Origin of the sequence: Gemmatimonas aurantiaca T-27 (assembly GCF_000010305.1) — a bacterium.
Classification (GTDB): domain Bacteria; phylum Gemmatimonadota; class Gemmatimonadetes; order Gemmatimonadales; family Gemmatimonadaceae; genus Gemmatimonas; species Gemmatimonas aurantiaca.
Window position 1 is genome coordinate 919,270 of the sequence record NC_012489.1, and the last position, 19,806, is coordinate 939,075.

Here is a 19,806-nt window from a genome sequence, read left to right on the forward strand (position 1 = left end):
ACCCGCAGCTTCACACCCGATACCGCTGTGGGCCGCAACCTTGCTCAGCCAACCTGTGCTTTGTATTCGTCGGCTGTCATCAGGCCCGCGTCACCGCCGGCCGCGAGGCGCACCTTGATCATCCAGCCGTCGCCATAAGGATCGGTGTTGATCAACGCGGGCTCTCCATCGAGACGCCCGTTGACCTCCACCACTTCGCCGGACACCGGCATGAACAGCTCGGAGACGGCCTTTACGGCTTCCACGGTGCCAAAGACATCGTGCTCGCCATACGTCGCGCCAACCTTGGGCAGCTCGACGTAGACGATGTCGCCCAGCTCACCCTGCGCAAAATCGGTGATGCCGATGGCCACGACACCGCTGTCAGTGGTCGTGCGGACGTATTCATGGTCCTTCGTATAGCGCAGGTCGGCGGGGATGTTCGACACGGTGACTCCACGAGAAAGGGAAAAGCGTTCAGGGCGTAGTATCCGCTGTCGGCACGCGTTGCGGAAGCGGGCCACCGGCCGGCAAGGTCAACAGTGTTGTCCAGAGGGAGTCCACGCGCGCCTGCAGCGTCGCGAGATCACCCTCGTTGTCGATGACCCAATGTGCATCGCGGCGCTTCCGTTCCGATGGCCACTGCGCATCGATCATAGCCTGGGCGTCGGCCCGCGGCAGCCCCCGGGTCTGTACGATGCGCTCGAGCCGCACGGGCGCTGGAGCGTCCACGAGGATGACCCCATCGAACGCGTGTTCGAGCCCAACTTCGAAGAGCAGGGGGATGTCGGAAATGACCACCCGGTCGCCACGGGTCCGCGCGGCCGCGAGGGCTTCTTCACGGAGCCGCCCCACGGTCGGGTGCACGATCGCATTCAGGGCATCTCGTGCGGCGGCGTCGTGAAATACGACACGGCGCAGCGCGGCACGATCGAGTGATCCGTCTGCCTGCAGCATGCCGGCGCCGAAGCGGTCGACCACGGCTTCGAGGCCTGGCGTGCCCACGGCCACGGCTTCACGCGCCAGTTGATCGGCGTCGATGATCGTGGCGCCATGGCGGGCCAGCATGGTGGACACGGTCGACTTTCCTGACGCGATGTTGCCGGTGAGCGCGAGGTGCAGCATGCCCCAAAGGTAACGCGCGGGCTTCCGGACGCGGCACCATACGACAAAGGCCCGGGTTATCCCCGGGCCTCGGTCAGACGGTCATTCCGCGACTGCTCACGCGGCGGCAGAGTCCTGCATGTCCTCTTCGATGTCAGAGACCTGACGTCGCTTCTCACGATTGACGAGCAGCTCCTGGATGACCCACTGGGCACCACCACGCAGACGGATCTGGTGCGGTGTGCACCCCAGGTAGCGCTGGCAGGTGTTGCGGAACGCGCTGCCCGACGGGAAGTCGAGCGCACTGGCCACACCGTCGGCGCTCCGCGAGCCGTCTTCCAGCATGCTCGCGGCGACGATCAGACGTCCCCACGTGAGCAACTGATGCGGTGGCGGTAGCTGCGCCCCCTCGAGACGCTTGGACAGCAAACGACGCGACACCGCGATGAGGCGGGCCAGGCTGTCCGGCGTCAGGCGCTCGTGTGCACGGGTCACCGACAGCATGACCGCGTCACGCACCACACTGCGCAGTCCGGCCAGATGCGGCTTGAGCAAGCTGGACACGCTGCGTGCCTCGGCCTGGTCGAGCAGCGTCGCGAGCAACTGCGGCGTGTCGGTTTCTTCCGCGACGATGAGCACATCGATGCCACAGCGACCGGCGTCGAACATGTCGCGCGCTCGTTCGCGGGTGATATCGACATATGCCACCAAGGCCGCCCGGGGCACACGGACGCGCAACTGACGCACGCGTTCGAAGTCCGCGCGTCCATCGACATACAAATCGAAGACGACAACATTGATCGGCCCGCGCTCGCACGCACGGGTCAGCGAAGTCCAATCCTCGCAAGGCACGAAGCGATACCGATCACGCGCGGCGGTACGTAGCCGGGCGAGTCGGGGTTCGTGAGCGAGAAGCGTCGCGATTACGCCCATGCGACGGTCCGTTCAAAGGGAATGAAGAGAGTTAAGGAACGCATCACCTTCAGGACGCGGAAGCCGTGGGGAGCGTCACAGTCCCGGCTTTTGTGCCCGGTGCGGCGGCTCGGGCCGCCCATGCGGGCCGCCCATGCGGGTCGCCCGTGTGGGCCGCCCACACGAGGGCTCCACCCGACTCCTGTCGCACATCACCCCCTGACAGGCGTCGCCTCGGCGGACACATTACCGAGGCCGCCCTTTTCCCCTCTGTGTCCGCCATTCCTCCTTCTGCCGTCACTGCATTGATCGACGCCGCCAATACTCTTGGCGGGGCGTTGCTCGTGTTCGATGATCAGGGTCGGATCGTGGGGGCCAATGCGCAGGCCGCAGAACTGTTCGGCCTTTCACGGCGGGGCGCGTTGCCATTGCCCTACGCCGAGCTGCGGGATCAGCACGCCGAGTTCGTGGGTTGGCTCGATGCGAGTTTTGCGGGGCGGCAGGCAACCCCCTTCGAGCTCAACGCCGCCTGCGGTGGGGTCCCCTGCTGGTGGACCAGTGTGCTGACGCAAGCGCCGGCATCGACGGATGACGCCGAGTCTGCGCGATGGTGGCTCTGGCGCGCGCACGACATCACGGCATGGCGCGCGCCGCAGCGGTTTGTGCCGGAGCAGGCACACATGGCCGCCCTCGCAGAGTCCGAGGCGCGCCTGCGTGGTGTGCTCGACGCCGGCTTCGATGCCGTGTGTGTGGTGCGGGCGGTGCGAAGCGTCGACGGCACTATCCGGGATTTCCTCATCCTCGACGCCAATCGTCTCGCGGGTGAACGCGCCGGCATGGCGCGGGAAGCGATGATCGGCCAGCCGGTCCTCACGGTGTTTCCCAAGAGCCGCGACTGGGGGCTGTGGGAGGAGTGCTGTCGGGTGCTGCTGACGCGCGAGCCCCTGGAGACCACACACGCCGCGCCCATCGACGATCAGCCCGTGCGCTGGCTGCAGCGACAGATCGTGCCGGTGGATGTGGAGAGCCTGGCCATCAGTTCACGCGACGTGACCGATCGCCACGTGGAGCAGATGGCGATCGCCGCAAGCGAAGAGCGGCATCGCCAGTTGTTCGAGAACAATGGCGCCATGCAGTTGCTGGTGGACGCCGAAACGTCGCTCATCCTCGATGTGAATGCGTCGGCTGAAGCGTTCTACGGATGGTCGCGGGCCACGATGCGCGGGATGTACGTCACCGATCTCGATGCGGCGCCGCTCGAACATTGGCGTACGGTCGTGGCGAAGATCGCGATTGGCACCGGCACCCGTGTGGCGCAGGACCATCGACTGGCCACCGGTGAGCGCCGTCGTGTAGAGACCTTTCTTGGCGTCGCGGAAATCAGCGGTCGGCGCGCCGTGCACATCATCGTGCAGGACATCACGGATCGGGCGCAGGCCGAACGACGTCTGCGTGAATCGGAAGCGCAGTTTCGCGCCGTCATCAACGGCATGCGGGAGGGCGTGCTGCTGTACGACGAGGCCGGTGTCATCCGGGTGTGCAACCCCAGCGCCGAGCGCATTCTCGACATCGAGGCGTCGCGCCTCATCGGATCGGAGCCGTCGCGCATCGACTGGCACGCACAGCGTGAGGATGGCAGCACCTGGCCGCAGGATGCGCCGCCGGGACTGGTGGCGCTGCACAGCGGGCAGAGCCAGATGCAGCAACTCATGGCCATCCAACGCAAGGATGGTGAGACGACCTGGATCAGCGTGACGGCTGAGCCGATTGTCCGCAATGGTGAATCCAAGGCGCATGGTGCCGTGTCCGTGTTCAATGACGTCACGGAAACACGCGCGTCGAGTGAACGGCTGCAGCAGATGCAGAAACTCGAAGCCATCGCGCAGTTGGCCGGTGGCATTGCGCATGACTTCAACAACCTGCTGACGGTCATCACAGGCGCGACCAGTTTTCTGCGCGATTCCCTCGATACCGAGTCACCGCTGCTCGAGGATATTGCGGCCATCGAACGTGCCTCCGAGCGCGCAGAGGAGCTGACGCGTCAGTTGCTGGCGGTGGGGCGTCGGCAGATGCTGCACACGGAGTTGGTGGAGATGAACCACTACCTCCGGGAGTTGCAGCCCTCCATTCGGGAATTGTTGCCGGACGCGGTGGAGCTGCGCTATGAGCTGTCGGCCACTCCCGTGGCGGCAGCGCTCGACCGCTCCCGACTGGGTGACGCGATTCTTGCGTTGGTGGCCAATGCCGGTGCGGCGATGCCCACCGGTGGTGTGCTCACGCTCACGACGCAGGACGTGGTGTGTCCACATCCGCATGACCACGCGGTCGGGGCGCGTCGTCGACCGTACGTGGTGCTGGCGGTGCAGGACACCGGGGCCGGCATGGACGATGGGACGCGGGCGCGTTTGTTCGAGCCGTTCTTCTCGACGCAGCCCTTCGGCAACAGCCGCGGTATGGGACTGGCATCCGTGCACGGCATGGTGCACCAGAGTCGCGGATTCATCGAATGTGATTCGGTGCCGGGCATGGGCACCACCCTGCGACTCTTTTTCCCCATGAGCGGCACGCCACAGACGGTGTGCGCGGTGGAGCCTCGCTCGGAATCGCGGCAGTCATCATCGGGTGCCGTGCTGGTGGTGGATGATGATCCCATGCTTCGTGAACTCGGCCGCCGGATGATCGAGAAGATCGGCGAGTTTGCCTTTACGGCGGCATCAGGGGCAGAGGCGCTGGCATTCCTCGAGCAGCGTGCCGGTGATGTGTCGACCGTGGTCACGGACCTCACCATGCCCGACATGGGTGGGCTCGAGCTGATCGCCACGCTCTCGGAGCGCTATCCGACGATCCCGGTGGTCGCGATCAGCGGCTTCACCGTGCAGGTGGGCGCCCGCGCCGCGCTCGATGCGCGTCAGGTCCCGTTCGTGGCGAAGCCGTTCACGATTCCCGAATTGGCGCAGGCATTGGCCGTTGCACGCGCGCGGCACGCGGATTCGGCCACGCGGTGAGGCGCGCGACGCGAGTATCGCGCGCCTCGTACACCAATGTGTTGATCAGAACAGTTGCTGCTGTGCTTCGTCCCGACGCGGCACGATATGGCAGGCGCGGCACCGGGCTTCGTAAGAATCGGCTGCTCCCACCATGATGGTGGGCGATTCGTAGGGTGCCGGCTTGCCGTCGATGAGCCGCTGATTGCGGCTGGCCGGCGAGCCACACAACACACAGATGGCGTGCAGTTTGTCGACCATTTCCGATACGGCCATCAATTGGGGCATCGCGCCGAATGGCTCGCCGCGAAAGTCGGTATCAGTGCCGGCGAGGATGACCCGCCGGCCCCGATCGGCCAGACTCGATGCCACCTGCACAATACCGGCATCGAGGAACTGCGCCTCGTCGATGGCAATGACCTGCGCCATCGGATCGAGGCGCAGCAGGATCTGCGCTGAGGAGTCCACAGGCGTCGCTTCGAACGTCCGTCGATCGTGGCTGGACACCGCCCACAATCCCGCGTACCGGTCGTCGAGATGCGATTTGAATACCTGCACGCGCTTCCGTGCAATGGTCGCCCGGCGCACACGACGGAGCAGTTCTTCCGTCTTGCCGCTGAACATCACGCCAGCGACGACTTCCATCCATCCGCCTGACGCCTGGAACCCCCCACTCATCGCTTAGCCCTCGGCGTCGAAGTCCGTGCTGCGCTCGGGCGCCGGACGGGCCGGCCGACGCGCGTGTTGCATGCGCTCGGAACGTTCCGCCCATTCGCTGCGACCTTCTGCCCGCTCGCGCACCGGACGGTCGCCAAACGCGCGACGCTCATCCGCCGCGCGGGGCGGACGCCCACCGCGATCGCCGCCACGGTCTGGACCACGGTCGCCGCGCGGCCCACCATCACGTCCGCCGTCGCGTCCACCACGATCATCCCGACCGAACGGTCGCGGACCACGCGGTCCACCGAATCCGCCCGGGCGCTCACCTGGGCGACCAGCGGGACGGTCACCACGAGGCCGGTCTCCACCGGGCCGATCGCCGCCACCACGCGGACCACCGAATCCACGGCCACTGTCACGGCCACCATCACGACCGCCGAAGCTACGACCACCATCGCGGCCGCCGTCACGACCACCCTCACGCCCACCATCGCGGCCGCCACGACCAAAGCCACGATCGCCACCGCGCTCTCCACCACGATCACCGCGGTCGCTGCGCGGACCACGCTCGAATCCACCGCGCTCTGCGCCGCGCACGTCGATCCGCGCGCTCAGGCGACGGCCACGCAGGGTGCTGTTCGAGAGTGCGGCCACGGCCTTGGCCGCGTCTTCAGCATTCAACTCGACGATGGCGTGAGATTCGAACAACTCCACCGTTCCGATCCGATCACCCGGGATCTCGGCTTCGTTGGCAATCGCGCCCACGATGTCACCGACGCGCACTTCATCGCGTTTGCCGACGGCGAGGAACACCCGCTGGCGTCCCGACGCGCCCGTGCCACTGCCGTCATCGGGCCGATCACTACGCTCGGCACGCGGTTCACGCACCCGCGCACCAGCCGCGGCATGTTTGGCGCGCAGGGCGATGCTATCACGGCGGGCTCCTTCGTACAGACGCACGGCCGCGGCGGCGATTTCGAGCGCGTCGTGGTTCTCGAGCAGCGGTGCCAACAGCGCCAGCTCACTGGCCGTCGCGCCACCATTCGACAACGTCGAACGCAACGCGGTGCGCAACTGCTGGACACGATCCTCGGCGCTCGCCTTGCGTGGCAACGGCGTCCAGGCTTCGGCCAGGCCATCGGTGAACAACCGGAACGTCGGCAGTTCTTCCGGCAGCAGCAACGCCACGGCGTCCACCGGGCGCATGGCCACAGCTTCCACCAGGGCATCGTGCGAGGCCGGTGCTTCCCAGAGCACCGTGAGGGCCACATGCTGCGCGCTCGGCTGACGCACGACCTGCACGCTCACACCATCGACGGCCACTCCGAGACGGTGCAGTGCTGCTGTCGCCTGTGCGAGGCCGACCTCCGTGTTGGCCACAATGGTCACCGACGGCGGATCCTGCTCGTCGAGCAGGGCACGCAGACCATCTGCACGGCCGGCGACCGATGTCAGCAGGAAACGCGGGGTGATGGCGAGCGGCGTGTCGCCGACGATGACCGGCGTCAGGCGACGCGCGCGACGAAGCTGGGCTTCGAGGAAGGCTTCGGTCTGCTCGTTCTCCGCTTCGAGTGTTGCCACCCGCATCACATCGCCCGGTGCATCGCCGAGCAGTGCCTGCAGGGTTTCAGCCCCATTGGCGGACAGCACGTCGTCGAGGCCCACGATCACCACGACCTGCAGATGCTGCAGATTGAGGGCGGCGTCACGACGCAGGGCGAGCAGATCGGCGGCGGTGCCTGTGACGACGGCCACCGGACCGGCCGCGAGCACGCGACGCGAACGCGCAACGGCCGTGACGGGCACGACCCGCACATCATCGGTGCCCAGCAGCACGCGGGCCTGCGTGGCCGCCGCCAGGGCCTGTTCGAGAGTTGGCGTGATCACGAGGCATGTCGGGGCGGCGTTTTCGCCGGTCTCACGACTGCGTTCAATTCCGGGCCGCATGGCAGCGGCCATCATCCGCAAATCAGCGGGTCCCTGCAGCACCACGTGCTGGCTCCGCGTCGCCCCTGGCGACGTCTCTTCCCGTTCCTGCTCGCTCACGTCCCACTCCGTCAGTTGTCGGTCAGCCCGGCCGCCCAACGGCCGGTGATAATGAAAACGCCCATGGACGTTTTCGTGCGTGTCATCGCAATCACACCCGTCGCCAGACTCGCTGTTGACCTGATGTCCCGCAGCCCGGATTCCGCATGGCGCACCATGTCGGACCGCGCTTAATTGCGCTGCACGGCGCCACGCGTGCGATGAAGACCATCGCATGGGTGGCGCATTGTTCGCCGCCGCGCCGTCCCTTGACGGCCCGCGACAGGATCCGGGAAAACTACACGGTTCCGCCCCCGAAACCCACTCCATAACCCCGCTCGGCCATGTCCCTGCTTTTCCAGCCCTCGCCCAATATCATTCGACTCAAGGAATCCGCCACGCTGGCGGTGGCCGCGAAGGCACGGGCACTGAAAGCTGCCGGAAAAGCCGTGATTGATCTGGGTGCTGGAGAGCCCGACTTCGATACACCGGCCTTCATTCGGGAAGCCGCTGCGGAAGCCATGGTTGCCGGTCACACCCGCTACACGGCCACCGAAGGGGTATTGCCGCTGCGGGAAGCCATTGCGGCGGACGCCAACCGGATCCAGGTGCAAGGCACCCCGGTCACCCCCGCCGAGGTGGTGGTGTCGAACGGATCGAAGCAGTCGTTGTACAACGCCTGCGTCTGCTGCTTTGGACCGGGCGACGAAGTGCTGGTCCCCACGCCGTCATGGACCAGCTACTACGAGATGATCGAGCTGGCACGCGCGGTCTCGGTGCCGGTGTTCGGTGATGCGGCGAACTCTCTCAAGGTGACGGCCGAACAATTGGCCGCCGCGGCGACACCACGCACGAAGGGGCTGATGCTCAATTCGCCGAGCAATCCCACGGGCGCCGTATACTCACGCGAAGAACTGTCGGCCATTTTCACACTCGCCGCTGAACGTGGCTGGTGGGTCATCGCCGACGAGATCTATCTGCGGATCGCGTATGAGGGGGGAGCGCAGTCGGCGCTGGAAGTGGCGCCCACACGCGACAACCTGATCATCATCAATGGCGTGGCGAAAGCGTACGCCATGACCGGCTGGCGTATCGGCTGGTCGATCGCTCCGGTGGCGCTCAGCAAGGCGATGAACGCGTTTCAGTCACACACCACGTCGAACGCCTCATCGATCTCGCAGTATGCGGCGGTCGCGGCGATTGCACGGCGCGAAGAAGCCGACGTGGCCGTCAACGCGATGGTGCAGTCGTTCCGCGAACGGCGCGATGCGGTGGTCACGGCGTTGTCGGCGTTTCCGTCGGTGCGTTATGTGCACCCCGCCGGGGCGTTTTATGTGTACATCAACGTGGAAGGGTTCCGCGGAGCGGCCGATCCCGGCGCGGCCTTTGCCGCAGCGGTGTTGGACGAATATGGGGTGGCCGTTGTGCCGGGCGGGGCGTTTCTCACCCCCGGGTGGGTTCGCGCCAGCTATGCCACGACACAGTCGGTCGCGGTTGACGGCGTGACGCGCATCGCGCAGTGTCTGACGGCCTGAGTTTTTCTGCCTCCCTTTTCGACGGCCCCATGATCACCACCATCGTCCTGGTGCAAGCCGACCCCAAGTCCATCACTGCCTGCGCGATCGCGTTGGCGGGGATCACGGGAGTTGCCGAGGTCTATTCCGTGTCCGGTGCCTGGGACCTGGTGGCCATCGTGCGTGTGGCCGATCTCGAACAGATTGCCACCGTGGTGACCCAGGAATTCGTGAACGTGCCGGGCATCGTACGTACGCAAACGCTTACGGCGTTCCGGGCGTACAGCCGCACCGATCTCGAGCAGTCGTGGGATATCGGCGTGGAGTAGTGTGAAAGGAGAAACGTCTCACGCACGAGGATGTGTGAGACGTTTCTGTTCGCGGTCGCGATGGTTTATCGATGAACGGGGGATGTCGTGGCCACCGAGGCTACTGGCAGCGCCCCCGTTCGTATTTGAAGACCTCGAGCCAGGTGTCGCCTTCATAGCCGTACGCGTAGGTGACCAGGGGGAACTGCGGCAACTGTACGCCGAAATAGAGTTCCGCCTTGCCGTCCCCGTCGGCGTCGAGTGCGCCCAGGAACTTGCGACGGGGCTGAATGCGGCTCGAGGACACGTCGCTGTAGGTGTACGAGGGCTTGTATCCGTACACCCCCTTGTCGAGCACCACCATCAGATGGCGCGGCCGTTCGGTGATGCGGGTGGCCGAGTCGGGCAGTGCTTCCGGATCATCGTACGTGACAATGACGGTGGGGCGGGTTGAGGCGCCGGTCGCGACCGCATACACGTTGCGCTGATAGCGCGACATCCGCGACAACGAAATGCCGGCGGTGGGTGCAACCAGCGTGTTGACCGTGGACAGCACCCCCTGCAATTCGCCGTCGCTGAGGGAGGTCATGTGCGGGCGCGCGAGTGGGGTGCCGCCGCTGGTGAGGAGTTCCACCCGGGAGTCGATCGACGCGAGGGCCGCGGGCAATGGTGACGGGCAGGGCAGCGTGTCGAGCGGTTCACCCTCCCACATGCCCCGTGTGCTGCGAACCGCCGACAGCGGCTCGCCGTATCGGTACGGTGTGAAGGTGGCGTTGCTGTGCAGGTAGTCGATATCAAAGGCACGCCAACCACGACTGGTCATGCCCAGCGATCGCAGTCCTTTGGCTCCCACGGTGGCGATCGGGATCAGGCGCGGAAGATTGCCGCTCCGATCGACCCGAAAGAGCACCGTGGGCTTGCTGGCCAGGAAGGTGCTGTCGCTCTGCCAGTAGGTGTCGACTTGCGGAGGATTGAGCGCGGTCTTCACTCGATCGCACGAAGTCACTCCGGCGAAGAGCAGCGGGAGCATGAGGGCACGGACGCGGCGCGTGCGGGAGCGATGAGATGATATCACACAGTGAGTTTCGGTCGATGCCTGCCGGAAGTCCACACCTGCCGCCCAGAGTCTGGAGCTTCGGGCGGAATGGGGGGTATGCCGGGAAGGAATCAAATCGGCGGTGTGGGGTGTGGAGGCCCGGATGGTGACACGCGCGACGGCGAGCGCCGCGCTCCTGATGGCGATGTGTGCTGCCGTGACTGGCGTATCCGTGGCAGGTGCCCAGGGTACCGGTCAGACGGTGGGAGCGACGAAGGGGCACAGCCGCGAGGCGGTACGTCTCATGGTGCGCCCCCGCGTCGGCGACACGCTCTGGATGCAAATCGAGCAGTCGGTCGAACTCCGCCCTCGTCGCGGGACCAATCCTCGCAGCAGCGGCACGACACCCGACTACGGGCCGCGCGCCGACCGTCCACCTGGGCAGGTCACGCGGCTGTCGCTGTTCGCGCACTCGCTCGTCGAGGCCAGCGATCTGTCCGAGACCGTCTTGCTGGCGACCAGTGATTCCATGACACTGGCTTTTGGGGCCGGCGGGGAGTTCGGTGCGCCGCGGCGGCAGACCATCAGCGACGATGCCCGGCAGGTCCGTGTCCGCGTTCGGCCTGACGGTTCCATGCGTATCCACGATCCACCACCCACCGCCGTCTCCCTGGGGGCCACGCTGGCATCGGTGCCAGGGTTGCTTCCGGAGGCACCCATCAGCGTCGGCAGTGAATGGACCCGGGAGATGACACTCCCCACTCTGCCGGTGGGTGGCTTTCGTGCGGCCGGGGTCGTGCAGGTGCGATTGCGTCTCGACTCGCTGGCCCGCAACGGTCGGGACGCCTGGGTGTCGTTGTCCGGCGTGTTGCGCCGCAGTGGTGCCGCTTCCGATTGGCCCCCGGGCGCGTCGGTGGTCACGGCCGGTACCATCAGTGGATTCATGCAGGTGGATCGGCAGCGGGCCTGGATCGTGAAGGCCTATACCGAGCTGGAAGTGTCGAGCGACCTGGCGCCGGGAACCGGGGTCACGGGACCCGCGCGGACACTCGATATGCGCATCGTGCAGCAAGTGCGTGTGTGGTAGGCGTCATCCGTCCGAGCGCATGCCGTTAGCTTAGGCGCATGCGCCTTGTGCACCTCGCCGATCTTCATCTGGGGTTTCGCCAGTATCAGCGTTTGACCGCTGCTGGTGTGAACCAGCGCGAAGCCGATGTCGAGAGCACCATTCAACGCGCGGCTGCCCAGATCACCGCGCTGGCGCCCGATGTGATCGTGATTGGTGGCGATGTGTTTCACACGGTCAGGCCGTCCAATCCCGCCATCCTGCATGCGTTCCGGGTTCTGCTGGAATGGCGGACGCAACTGCCGCACACAAAGATCGTGATGGTGGCCGGCAATCACGATGCGCCACGCACCTCGGAAACGGGCTGCATTCTGGGACTGTTTCGCGAGATCGGTGTGCACGTGGCCGACGCCGACGCCGAGCAGTTCACGTTCCCGGAATTGTCGCTCGCGGTGCTGGCCGTGCCCGACGTGCCGGGCATCGTGCGACCCTCGCTCGTGCCACCCGAAGGTTTTCGCCATCGGGTGTTGCTGATGCACGGCGAAGTGGCCGGCATGCTCCCTGCCCACATGGCGAGTCCGGAACGGGCCGCCCTCGAGATCCCGATCGACGCCCTGCATGTCGATCAATGGTCGTACATCGCGCTTGGACACTACCACGTCTACCGCGAAGTCGCGCCACGCGCCTACTACAGCGGCTCCATCGACTACACCAGCAGCAATCCCTGGGGAGAGCTGCAGGAAGAGCGCGAACATCGCGTGCCCGGCAAGGGGTTCATCGAACATGACCTTGTCTCCGGCGCGCATCGGTTTCATCCGGTGATGCCCGCCCGGGCGCTTCGCGATCTGACACCGATCGATGCCACCGGCATGAGCGCTGCCGATCTGGATGGGGCGATCCGGGCCCGCGTGGAAACCGCTCCGGGCGGGATCGATCAGTGTGTGGTGCGACTCACGGTACACAATGCCCCGCGCCACATCGTCCGTGAGCTCGATCATGCGGCGCTGCGGGAGTTCCGGAAGCGCGCCATGCACTTTCAACTCGATACGCATCGCCCCACGCCCATCGCGCATCGCGTGGCGGGCGGCGCCGCGATACGTCGGGCCACGCTGGCCGATGTGGTCGCCGATCGACTGCGTGAACGCGTGTTGACCTCCGGCATTGAACGGGACGCGCTGGTGTCGCTCGGCTTGCACTATCTGCAGCAGGCGGAACAAGCGGCGATGGCGGCCCTGCCAACGGTGGACGGCTGATCCGTGCGCCTCCATTCGCTGCATCTCGTCAATTTTCGTCAGCACGCCGACACACGCATCGACTTTGCTCTGGGACTGACCGGCATCATCGGTCCGAACGGTTCCGGCAAGAGCACCATTCTCGAGGCCATTGCCTGGTCACTCTATGGCAACAGCGCCGCGCGTGGCAACAAGGACTCCATCCGGCGTCTGAGTGTGGAGGATGTCCGGGCACCGGTCCGTGTGGAGCTCGTGTTCGAGCTGGCAGGGCATCGGTATCGTGTCGCGCGCTCGCTCTCCGGGGCCGAGTGTTTCCTCGACGACGCCGAACAGCCCATCGCGAGTACCGTGACGGGGGTGTCCGAGTTCATGCAGCGCCGACTCGGCATGACGCGCAGCGAGTTCTTTCACACCTACTTCACGGGGCAAAAAGAACTCGACGTCATGAGCGCGTTGGGGCCGGCGGAGCGCGCGCGGTTTCTTTCGCGGGTCCTCGGGTACGATCGCATCAGCGGTGCGCAGGAGTTTGTGCGCGAGCGTCGCCGGACACTGGCCGCCGAGATCAACGGGCTCCGACAGGGCATGTCCGATCCGGAGGCCATCTGGCGCGCGGTCAGTGATGCCGAAGCGCGCCTCGCCATGGCGACCGTGCGTGCGAGCGAAGCCGAACAACAGCGGCAGGTCGCCGTGGCCCTGTTGGAGACCCTCGTGCCGCAGTGGCGTGATGTGCAGGCGCAGCGTGAACGACTGCAGTTGCTGCAAGCGGAGTGTCGTGTCACCGAAGGGGAGTTGCTGGCGCGTGTGCGCGATGCGGAGCGACTGACCCGTGAGCTCGACAGCGTGGCGCAGGCCCAACGCACGCTCGAGCCACTGCGTGCCGAAGCGGCGGACCTGCGTGAAGTGCCGCAGGCGCTCGAAGCGATGGAACAGCTAGCGGCGGCCGACGTGCGACGCCAGGGCTGGCTGGAGCGGGTTCAGCAGACGGCGGACGAAGATGCACGACTGGCCGAACGGGCCGCGCGTCTCGAGCAGGCTCCCACGCTCGAACAGGATGCGTTGGCGCATCTGGGGACACTGCGCGAGCAGTTGGCCGATGTCGAACGCCTCGTCGATGAACAGCGCACGGCGTGGGCGCGCGATCGCCAGGAGGCCGAGACACGACTCGAAGCGCTCCGCACGCAGTACACGGAGCTGTCAGACCAACGGACCACCCTTGAAGGATTGGGCGCCGAAAGTCCGTGTCCCACCTGCGGTCGGCCGCTTGGTGAGAGCTTCCAGGGTGTGCTCGATACCGTGTGCGATCAGTTGGAGACCGTGCGCCTCGACGGCAACTACTATCGGCAGCGCGTGGCGCAGCTCTCGACTTTGCCGGCCAGTGTGGAAGCGCAGGAAGAGGCGCGCCGACAGCTACAGGCCGATGTCCAGAATGGTGATCGGCGATTGCAGCGCATACAGGCCGCTATCGCCGAGTCGGGTGCGCTCGGCGTGCAACGGGCGAAGCTCGCCGAACGCCTGACCGAAGCCACCAAGGCACTCTCCGAGTTGCCAACGGGATATGAGGCCGCGCGCCACAGTGCCCTGAAGCGTGACCTCGCGCGTGCGCAGGAGCTGGAAACGCGCATGGCCCGCATCGGGGCGCAGATCGAGCGGGAGCCGGAGCTTCGCTCGGATCAGCGGCGCTCGATGACGACGCAGGAACAGTTGCGTGGACGCCTGAAGGAGCTCGAACAGCAGTTGACGGCTGTGGCGGCGGGTGACACCGACTTCGCCAGCATGCGCGAAGGATATGAACGGGCCGAAGCCACGGCACGGCAAGCCGAACTCGATGCGTTGTCCGCGCGTGGAGAGTCGGAGCGTGCCCGTGCGTCACTCGATAGTGCGGAGCAGGGACGTCGTGAGCTGGCCCGTCGACAGGAAGCACTGGAAGGACTCGAACGGGACCGACGGTTGCATGATGAGCTGGACCGGGCTTTCACCGATATCCGCACGGATCTCAATGTGCAGTTGCGCCCGGAGCTTGCAGACATTGCATCGGGATTTCTCGCCGAGCTGACCGATGGTCGCTACAAGTCGCTGGAGTTCGACGAGGACTATCGCCTGCTGGTGCTCGAAGACGAGGTGCGCAAGCCGGTGATTTCCGGCGGCGAGGAGGACCTCTGCAACCTGGTGTTGCGCCTCGCGATCTCCCAGATGATCGCCGACCGGACGGGACAGGCGTTCTCGTTGCTCATTCTCGACGAAGTTTTCGGATCACTCGACGAAAACCGTCGCACCAATGTGGTGGAGTTACTGCGGCACCTGCACGACCGGTTTGAGCAGGTCATCGTCATCACCCATATCGAACAGGTGCGTGACGGACTCGATCAGGTCGTGCAGGTGCAATTCGATGAAGCGCGCCGCGTCAGTGTGACGACCGCGGCGCGTTGAGACTCAGGAGTTCTTGCGGCGACGCGCGGCGGCCCACAGGCCCGCGAGGCCAGCGGCCATCAGGGCGTAGGTGCTCGGCTCCGGCACCGTGGTGTTGGAACCGCCCGGCGTGGTGATCTGGAACATGATGTCGTTGTAGTCCCAGTCGCTCTTGTACGTCGTGGGGGTGCTCCACGTCTCGCACTGGTTCTTCTTGTTCTTCTTGTACTTGAGGCAGGTCTTCGCTTCCGTGAAGTCCCGCGTGTCCTCGAGGCCGAGGATGTAGTGGGAATCCGTCCCGTAGTTCAGCGTGCTGCCGGAGAACGTGCCGCCGTTGTCGAACGCGAAGAGCGCGAACTGCTTGTCGCTGCTGTTGTTGGAGTAGGCGATGCTGCCGTCCACCAACTGGACCCACAGGCCCCACACCGATTCGAACGTGACCGTCACGCCGCCGCTGAGGTCCGTGAGATTCAGGTCCGTACGCGTCACGCCGCTGGGGCTCGACGTGTAATATCCCCACGACGTGTTCTGGCCTGCGATATCGCCGCCGAACTTGGCGCCGGGGAGCAGCGAGAACGTGTAGGTGCCCTCGGCAAACGCAAACTTCTGGCTGCCACCGCTGCCGTTGTTCAGGTAGTGGGTCGGATTGTCGCCGTTGTACGGAAGCCAGCCACTCGGGCGCTGGTTCTGGCAGGCGTTGCCGGCCGAACCCGCCGTGCCGTTCAGGACGTAACCGACGTTGCAGCGCTTGCCATCGGTGGACTGCTGATCCCAGAACTGGCCACCGTTGTTGGCCGGTGTGACGTTGCTGCTCCAGGACTGGGCAGACGCCAGCGCGGGTGACATGATGAAGGTGGCTGCGACAGCCAGACGAACGAGACGCATTGGAACTCCAAGGAGGGTGTACCGGTTGTGGCAAGCAAGTGGCATGCCATATGGCCGGGTTCGGCTGCGTCCTCGCAAGTCGTTGAGGGGAAACCAGTTGGCTTTTGGTCTTATGGTCGAGCTCGTGGAGCTGTTGTGCAAATCCCTCACGCGACGTTCACGTTCACTACGGCATTTTGCATGACTGCCCAGAAACCATGACCAGCGTCAGTCCCGGTTCTCCACGTCCCTCACGTGCCGTCCGAGGTCCGGACGTCGCGACCATCGACGACATTCCGCAGCTCAATGAGGTGTTCGCCGAGGCGTTCACGGAGCGCTACCGGAAGGACGGGATGGCGGGGGTCCGGGTGCCGCCTCTGAGCCAGGCCATCTGGCGTTACGCGATCGAGGACGCCGGTGACGGTGCCCTGTGCTGGCGCGACGGAACGGGGCGCATCATCGCGTTCAACATGGTCCATCAGTCCGGAAGCGAAGGCTGGATGGGACCACTGTGTGTCTCCCCGGGCCACCAGGGTTCCGGACTGGGCAAGATCATGGTGCAGACCGGCATGCAGTGGCTTCGGCAGCGCGCCGCGTCGGTGATCGGTCTCGAGACGATGCCACGCACCATGGAGAACATCGGCTTCTATTCCAATCTCGGGTTTGTGCCGGGACACCTCACGGTCACGTTGACGTTGGACGCGACCTCCTCCGACGTGACGCCGCAACTGCTTTCGCGATGTGCCTCGCAGCAGAAGCCGGCGGTGATGGAGGCCTGTCTCGCGCTGACCACGCAGGTCATGCCGGGCTATGACTTCACCCGGGAGATTGAGCTCACTGACCGGCATGCCATTGGCGATACACTCATTCTCGGTCCGCTCGAAGCGCCACACGGTTTTGCGCTCTGTCATTCGGCGCCTCTGGTGGAAGGGCGCACGCGGGACGAACTCCGGGTCTTGAAACTGGTGGTGTCGCGTCAGGCGCACCTACCGCCATTGATCGGGGCACTCACCGATCTGGCCCGCCGCACCGGCACCCGCCGGGTGGCTATTCGTCTGCAGGGCGACTACACGGAGGCGTATCGCACCCTGATTGCGTTGGGCGCACGCGTGCGCTGGACCGACTTGCGCATGAGTGTCTTCGGGTGGAGCGAACTGCCTCCCGCCGAAGGCATGGTGCTGTCGAACTGGGAAATCTGACGCCGCGTGGGTGTGCCGGACTACGGCTTGCCGAGCTACGGCTTGCCGCTGCGTGGACCGCTTGGTGTGTCGCGCACGACGATGCGCCAGATGATGACGAAGACACCCGCCGTCAACAGCAGATGTACGACACCCGGGGCATCCGTGGCGAGCGTCAGCCCGCCCCAGGCGAGCAGCATCGCGATTCCAGCGGCAAGGTAGAGATCCATTCCTGAAATGTACTCGCCTGGAGGCACATTTCCATGGATGGATCGGGCGCCACCATCGGGGGTATCTGTCACACGTCCGGCTCTCCTTGGATGAGGACGGCGTTGCAGGAAACCGCGAGGGGACTGCATTGCGCCGGGTGTGTGCCGCCGGTAAGTTTTTGCAGCGTATAGCGGGGCGGAGAGACTTACTTCTTGAGCCGATAAGCTCATTGAGAGGGCTCGACAAACGGTGTGAACGTCATGCCCCAGTGCGGGGAAGGCGGAAGCGCGGTGAGGGTCTCATCCTTTCTACTGGGCTTCAGGAACCCCTCTTCGTTCCCGTGTTTTTCGAGGGCCCCGTCCATGTGGCGGGGCCTTCGTTTTTGTGGCAGGATCGGTCGCACCGTTCGCCTGGTGCCGGGACGTTGCGAGCACTTCCCGTGGGACGGCCACACGGGAACTCCACCCTCCTTCCGTCGGTTGAACGGCATGCCCATCGTCACGGTGACGCGTCGTCTGCGCTTCAATGCGGCACACCGCGTCCACAATCCCGCACTGTCCGACGCCGACAACACCCGGCTGTTCGGCAAGTGCAACAATCCGAACTGGCACGGACACAACTACACGCTCGATGTCTCCGTGCGTGGGCCGGTGGCCGAGGACACCGGGTACGTGATCGACCTGGGCGCCCTGCGCGCCATCGTCGAACGCGAGGTGCTCTCGCAGACCGATCATCGCAACTTCAACATCGACGTCCCCTACATGCAGGGCATCAATCCGACGACGGAGAACATTGTCGTCGCGATGTGGCAGGTGCTCGGGCCCGCGATTGCCCCGGCCACCCTGCAGCGTCTGCGTCTCTGGGAGACGGAGAACAACTATGTCGACTACTCGGGAGAATGAGCACGTGATGCGACGTGAACTCAACGTGGGTGGTGGTGCACATGGCGCCGATCCGGACGAATTGCCGATGGCGGGCGAACGGTCGTCCGAGTACGAGACGATGGTCCGCCGGCAACTCGAGCTGATCGGCGAAGATCCGACACGGGATGGCCTGCTCAAGACACCGGGGCGGGTGGCACGCTCCATGGCATGGTTGACCCGCGGTTACGACCTCGATCCACGCAGCGTCATCGGCGACGCACTGTTCGCCGAAGACCATGAAAACATGGTGATGGTCCGTGACATCGAGATGTACTCCATGTGTGAACACCACATGCTGCCGTTTTTTGGCAAGGTGCACATCGCCTACATCCCGAACGGCAAGATTGTCGGCTTGAGCAAGCTGCCACGCGTGGTGGAGGTGTTTGCCCGTCGCCTGCAGGTGCAGGAGCGTCTGGGCGAGCAGATTGCGAACGCCATCGTCGACGTGCTGCAGCCGAAGGGTGTGGGTGTGGTCATCGAGGCGGTGCACCTGTGCATGATGATGCGCGGCGTGGAGAAGCAAAATTCGCGCACCATCACGTCGTCACTGCGTGGACTGTTCCGTGATGATGCGAAGACCCGCAGTGAGTTTCTGCGGCTCGCCTACGCCACGCCCGGCTTCTGATCGCACGCCCATGTCATCCACCTCTCCCTCTTTCGCGTCGACATCGGCCGAAGCCCCGCTACGCGGACGGCGCGCGCTGGTCACCGGCGCCTCGCGCGGCATCGGGCGTGCCGTGGCGCTGACCCTGGGGCGTGCCGGCGCGACAGTGCACGTGCTGGCGCGTACGGCGTCATCGCTCGAGGTGGTCGCGGGCGAGATCCTAGCCGCGCAGGGAAGGGCACAGGTCCACCCGTGTGATCTCACGGATGGCATGGCCGTCATCGCCCTGTTGGCGGAATGGGAAGCGCGTGGTGAGGTGCCCGATATCCTGGTCAGCAATGCGGGCATCTTTCCACTGCTGCCCGTACAGGACACGTCGCCCGAACTGTTCGAGCAAACGCTGCAGGCGAATCTCGGTGCACCGTTTCGCCTGGTGCATGCCCTGTTGCCCCGTATGCGGGCGCAGGGCGCCGGTGACATCGTGACCGTCGGCTCGGTGGCCGATCGCCACATCTTCGGCGGCAATGGCGCTTACTCGGCGTCCAAATTTGGCGCACGTGCCCTGCACGAAGTGTTGCGCGCGGAGTTGGTCGGCACCGGTGTGCGCTGCACGCTGGTGTCACCGGCCGCGACCGACACTCCCATCTGGGATCCCATCGATCCCGACAACACGCCGGGTTTTCCACCACGTGCCGCCATGTTGCGGCCGCACGACGTGGCCGACGCCGTGTTGTGGGCGATCACTCGTCCGCCGCATGTGAATATCGACGAACTCCGCCTCAGTCGGTCCTGAGAGTCATA

The 19,806-nt window shown here is 65.3% G+C and carries 18 protein-coding genes; 10 read left to right on the forward strand and 8 right to left on the reverse strand.

Annotated features, from left to right (window positions below; all coding sequences use genetic code 11):
• Positions 1 to 44: 44 nt before the first annotated feature.
• The 3 genes from gcvH to GAU_RS03920 all read right to left on the reverse strand — a co-directional run bounded on the left by gcvH (position 45) and on the right by GAU_RS03920 (position 2,016).
• Entirely contained in the window at positions 45 to 428 is a 384-nt protein-coding gene (gcvH, locus tag GAU_RS03910) for a glycine cleavage system protein GcvH (protein WP_012682253.1), read from the reverse strand.
• 28 nt (positions 429 to 456) lie between these two features.
• On the reverse strand, positions 457 to 1,104 hold the full coding sequence (gene coaE / locus GAU_RS03915) for a dephospho-CoA kinase (RefSeq protein ID WP_012682254.1): 648 nt from the start codon (positions 1,102 to 1,104) through the stop codon (positions 457 to 459).
• Between the two features lie 96 nt (positions 1,105 to 1,200).
• Positions 1,201 to 2,016: a helix-turn-helix transcriptional regulator gene (locus GAU_RS03920; RefSeq protein WP_012682255.1), complete on the reverse strand. Its 816-nt coding sequence runs from the start codon at positions 2,014 to 2,016 to the stop codon at positions 1,201 to 1,203.
• 251 nt (positions 2,017 to 2,267) lie between these two features.
• Between GAU_RS03920 and GAU_RS03925 the strand changes: the two genes are divergently transcribed.
• Positions 2,268 to 5,000, forward strand: coding sequence for a hybrid sensor histidine kinase/response regulator (locus GAU_RS03925; protein ID WP_169307582.1), 2,733 nt, complete (start codon positions 2,268 to 2,270; stop codon positions 4,998 to 5,000).
• Positions 5,001 to 5,045: 45 nt separating this feature from the next.
• On the opposite strand, the gene GAU_RS03930 is transcribed toward GAU_RS03925, so the two are convergent.
• Both GAU_RS03930 and GAU_RS03935 read right to left on the reverse strand, forming a co-directional pair.
• Positions 5,046 to 5,657 (reverse strand): thymidine kinase, encoded by a 612-nt coding sequence (locus GAU_RS03930; protein ID WP_012682257.1) that lies wholly within the window; start codon positions 5,655 to 5,657, stop codon positions 5,046 to 5,048.
• 3 nt (positions 5,658 to 5,660) lie between these two features.
• Positions 5,661 to 7,685 (reverse strand): DEAD/DEAH box helicase, encoded by a 2,025-nt coding sequence (locus GAU_RS03935; RefSeq protein WP_169307583.1) that lies wholly within the window; start codon positions 7,683 to 7,685, stop codon positions 5,661 to 5,663.
• Between the two features lie 323 nt (positions 7,686 to 8,008).
• On the opposite strand from GAU_RS03935, the gene GAU_RS03940 reads away from it, so the two are divergent.
• Together GAU_RS03940 and GAU_RS03945 are read left to right on the forward strand one after the other, a co-directional pair.
• A complete protein-coding gene (locus tag GAU_RS03940; RefSeq protein ID WP_012682259.1) occupies positions 8,009 to 9,199 on the forward strand; it encodes a pyridoxal phosphate-dependent aminotransferase in 1,191 nt (396 codons plus the stop codon).
• A 29-nt stretch (positions 9,200 to 9,228) separates the two neighbouring features.
• On the forward strand, positions 9,229 to 9,507 hold the full coding sequence (locus tag GAU_RS03945) for an Lrp/AsnC family transcriptional regulator (RefSeq protein ID WP_012682260.1): 279 nt from the start codon (positions 9,229 to 9,231) through the stop codon (positions 9,505 to 9,507).
• 100 nt (positions 9,508 to 9,607) lie between these two features.
• Here GAU_RS03945 and GAU_RS03950 read toward each other — a convergent pair whose 3' ends face one another.
• The gene (locus GAU_RS03950) at positions 9,608 to 10,516 is read right to left on the reverse strand and encodes a hypothetical protein (RefSeq protein ID WP_041265237.1); all 909 of its coding nucleotides are present in this window, start codon (positions 10,514 to 10,516) and stop codon (positions 9,608 to 9,610) included.
• 169 nt (positions 10,517 to 10,685) lie between these two features.
• Between GAU_RS03950 and GAU_RS03955 the strand changes: the two genes are divergently transcribed.
• The 3 genes from GAU_RS03955 to GAU_RS03965 are packed head-to-tail and all read left to right on the forward strand — an operon-like array spanning position 10,686 to position 15,247.
• Positions 10,686 to 11,609, forward strand: a complete 924-nt coding sequence (locus GAU_RS03955) for a hypothetical protein (protein ID WP_041265238.1) — start codon at positions 10,686 to 10,688, stop codon at positions 11,607 to 11,609.
• A 38-nt stretch (positions 11,610 to 11,647) separates the two neighbouring features.
• Entirely contained in the window at positions 11,648 to 12,841 is a 1,194-nt protein-coding gene (locus tag GAU_RS03960; RefSeq protein ID WP_012682263.1) for a metallophosphoesterase family protein, read from the forward strand.
• Positions 12,842 to 12,844: 3 nt separating this feature from the next.
• A complete protein-coding gene (locus GAU_RS03965) occupies positions 12,845 to 15,247 on the forward strand; it encodes an AAA family ATPase (RefSeq protein WP_012682264.1) in 2,403 nt (800 codons plus the stop codon).
• Between the two features lie 3 nt (positions 15,248 to 15,250).
• Here GAU_RS03965 and GAU_RS03970 read toward each other — a convergent pair whose 3' ends face one another.
• Complete coding sequence (locus GAU_RS03970) at positions 15,251 to 16,111, reverse strand: PEP-CTERM sorting domain-containing protein (protein ID WP_012682265.1); 861 nt, start codon at positions 16,109 to 16,111, stop codon at positions 15,251 to 15,253.
• A 197-nt stretch (positions 16,112 to 16,308) separates the two neighbouring features.
• Here GAU_RS03970 and GAU_RS03975 point away from each other — a divergent pair, with 197 nt between their 5' ends.
• Positions 16,309 to 17,289 (forward strand): GNAT family N-acetyltransferase, encoded by a 981-nt coding sequence (locus GAU_RS03975; RefSeq protein ID WP_012682266.1) that lies wholly within the window; start codon positions 16,309 to 16,311, stop codon positions 17,287 to 17,289.
• A 35-nt stretch (positions 17,290 to 17,324) separates the two neighbouring features.
• Here the strand turns inward: GAU_RS03975 and GAU_RS22145 are convergent, their stop codons facing one another.
• Positions 17,325 to 17,498 (reverse strand): hypothetical protein, encoded by a 174-nt coding sequence (locus tag GAU_RS22145; RefSeq protein ID WP_012682267.1) that lies wholly within the window; start codon positions 17,496 to 17,498, stop codon positions 17,325 to 17,327.
• Between the two features lie 468 nt (positions 17,499 to 17,966).
• Here GAU_RS22145 and GAU_RS03980 point away from each other — a divergent pair, with 468 nt between their 5' ends.
• The 3 genes from GAU_RS03980 to GAU_RS03990 are packed head-to-tail and all read left to right on the forward strand — an operon-like array spanning position 17,967 to position 19,798.
• On the forward strand, positions 17,967 to 18,380 hold the full coding sequence (locus GAU_RS03980) for a 6-pyruvoyl trahydropterin synthase family protein (protein ID WP_012682268.1): 414 nt from the start codon (positions 17,967 to 17,969) through the stop codon (positions 18,378 to 18,380).
• A gap of 7 nt (positions 18,381 to 18,387) precedes the next feature.
• Positions 18,388 to 19,026 (forward strand): GTP cyclohydrolase I FolE, encoded by a 639-nt coding sequence (gene folE / locus GAU_RS03985; protein WP_231847952.1) that lies wholly within the window; start codon positions 18,388 to 18,390, stop codon positions 19,024 to 19,026.
• Between the two features lie 10 nt (positions 19,027 to 19,036).
• The gene (locus GAU_RS03990) at positions 19,037 to 19,798 is read left to right on the forward strand and encodes an SDR family oxidoreductase (protein WP_012682270.1); all 762 of its coding nucleotides are present in this window, start codon (positions 19,037 to 19,039) and stop codon (positions 19,796 to 19,798) included.
• The last annotated feature ends 8 nt before the right edge of the window (positions 19,799 to 19,806 follow it).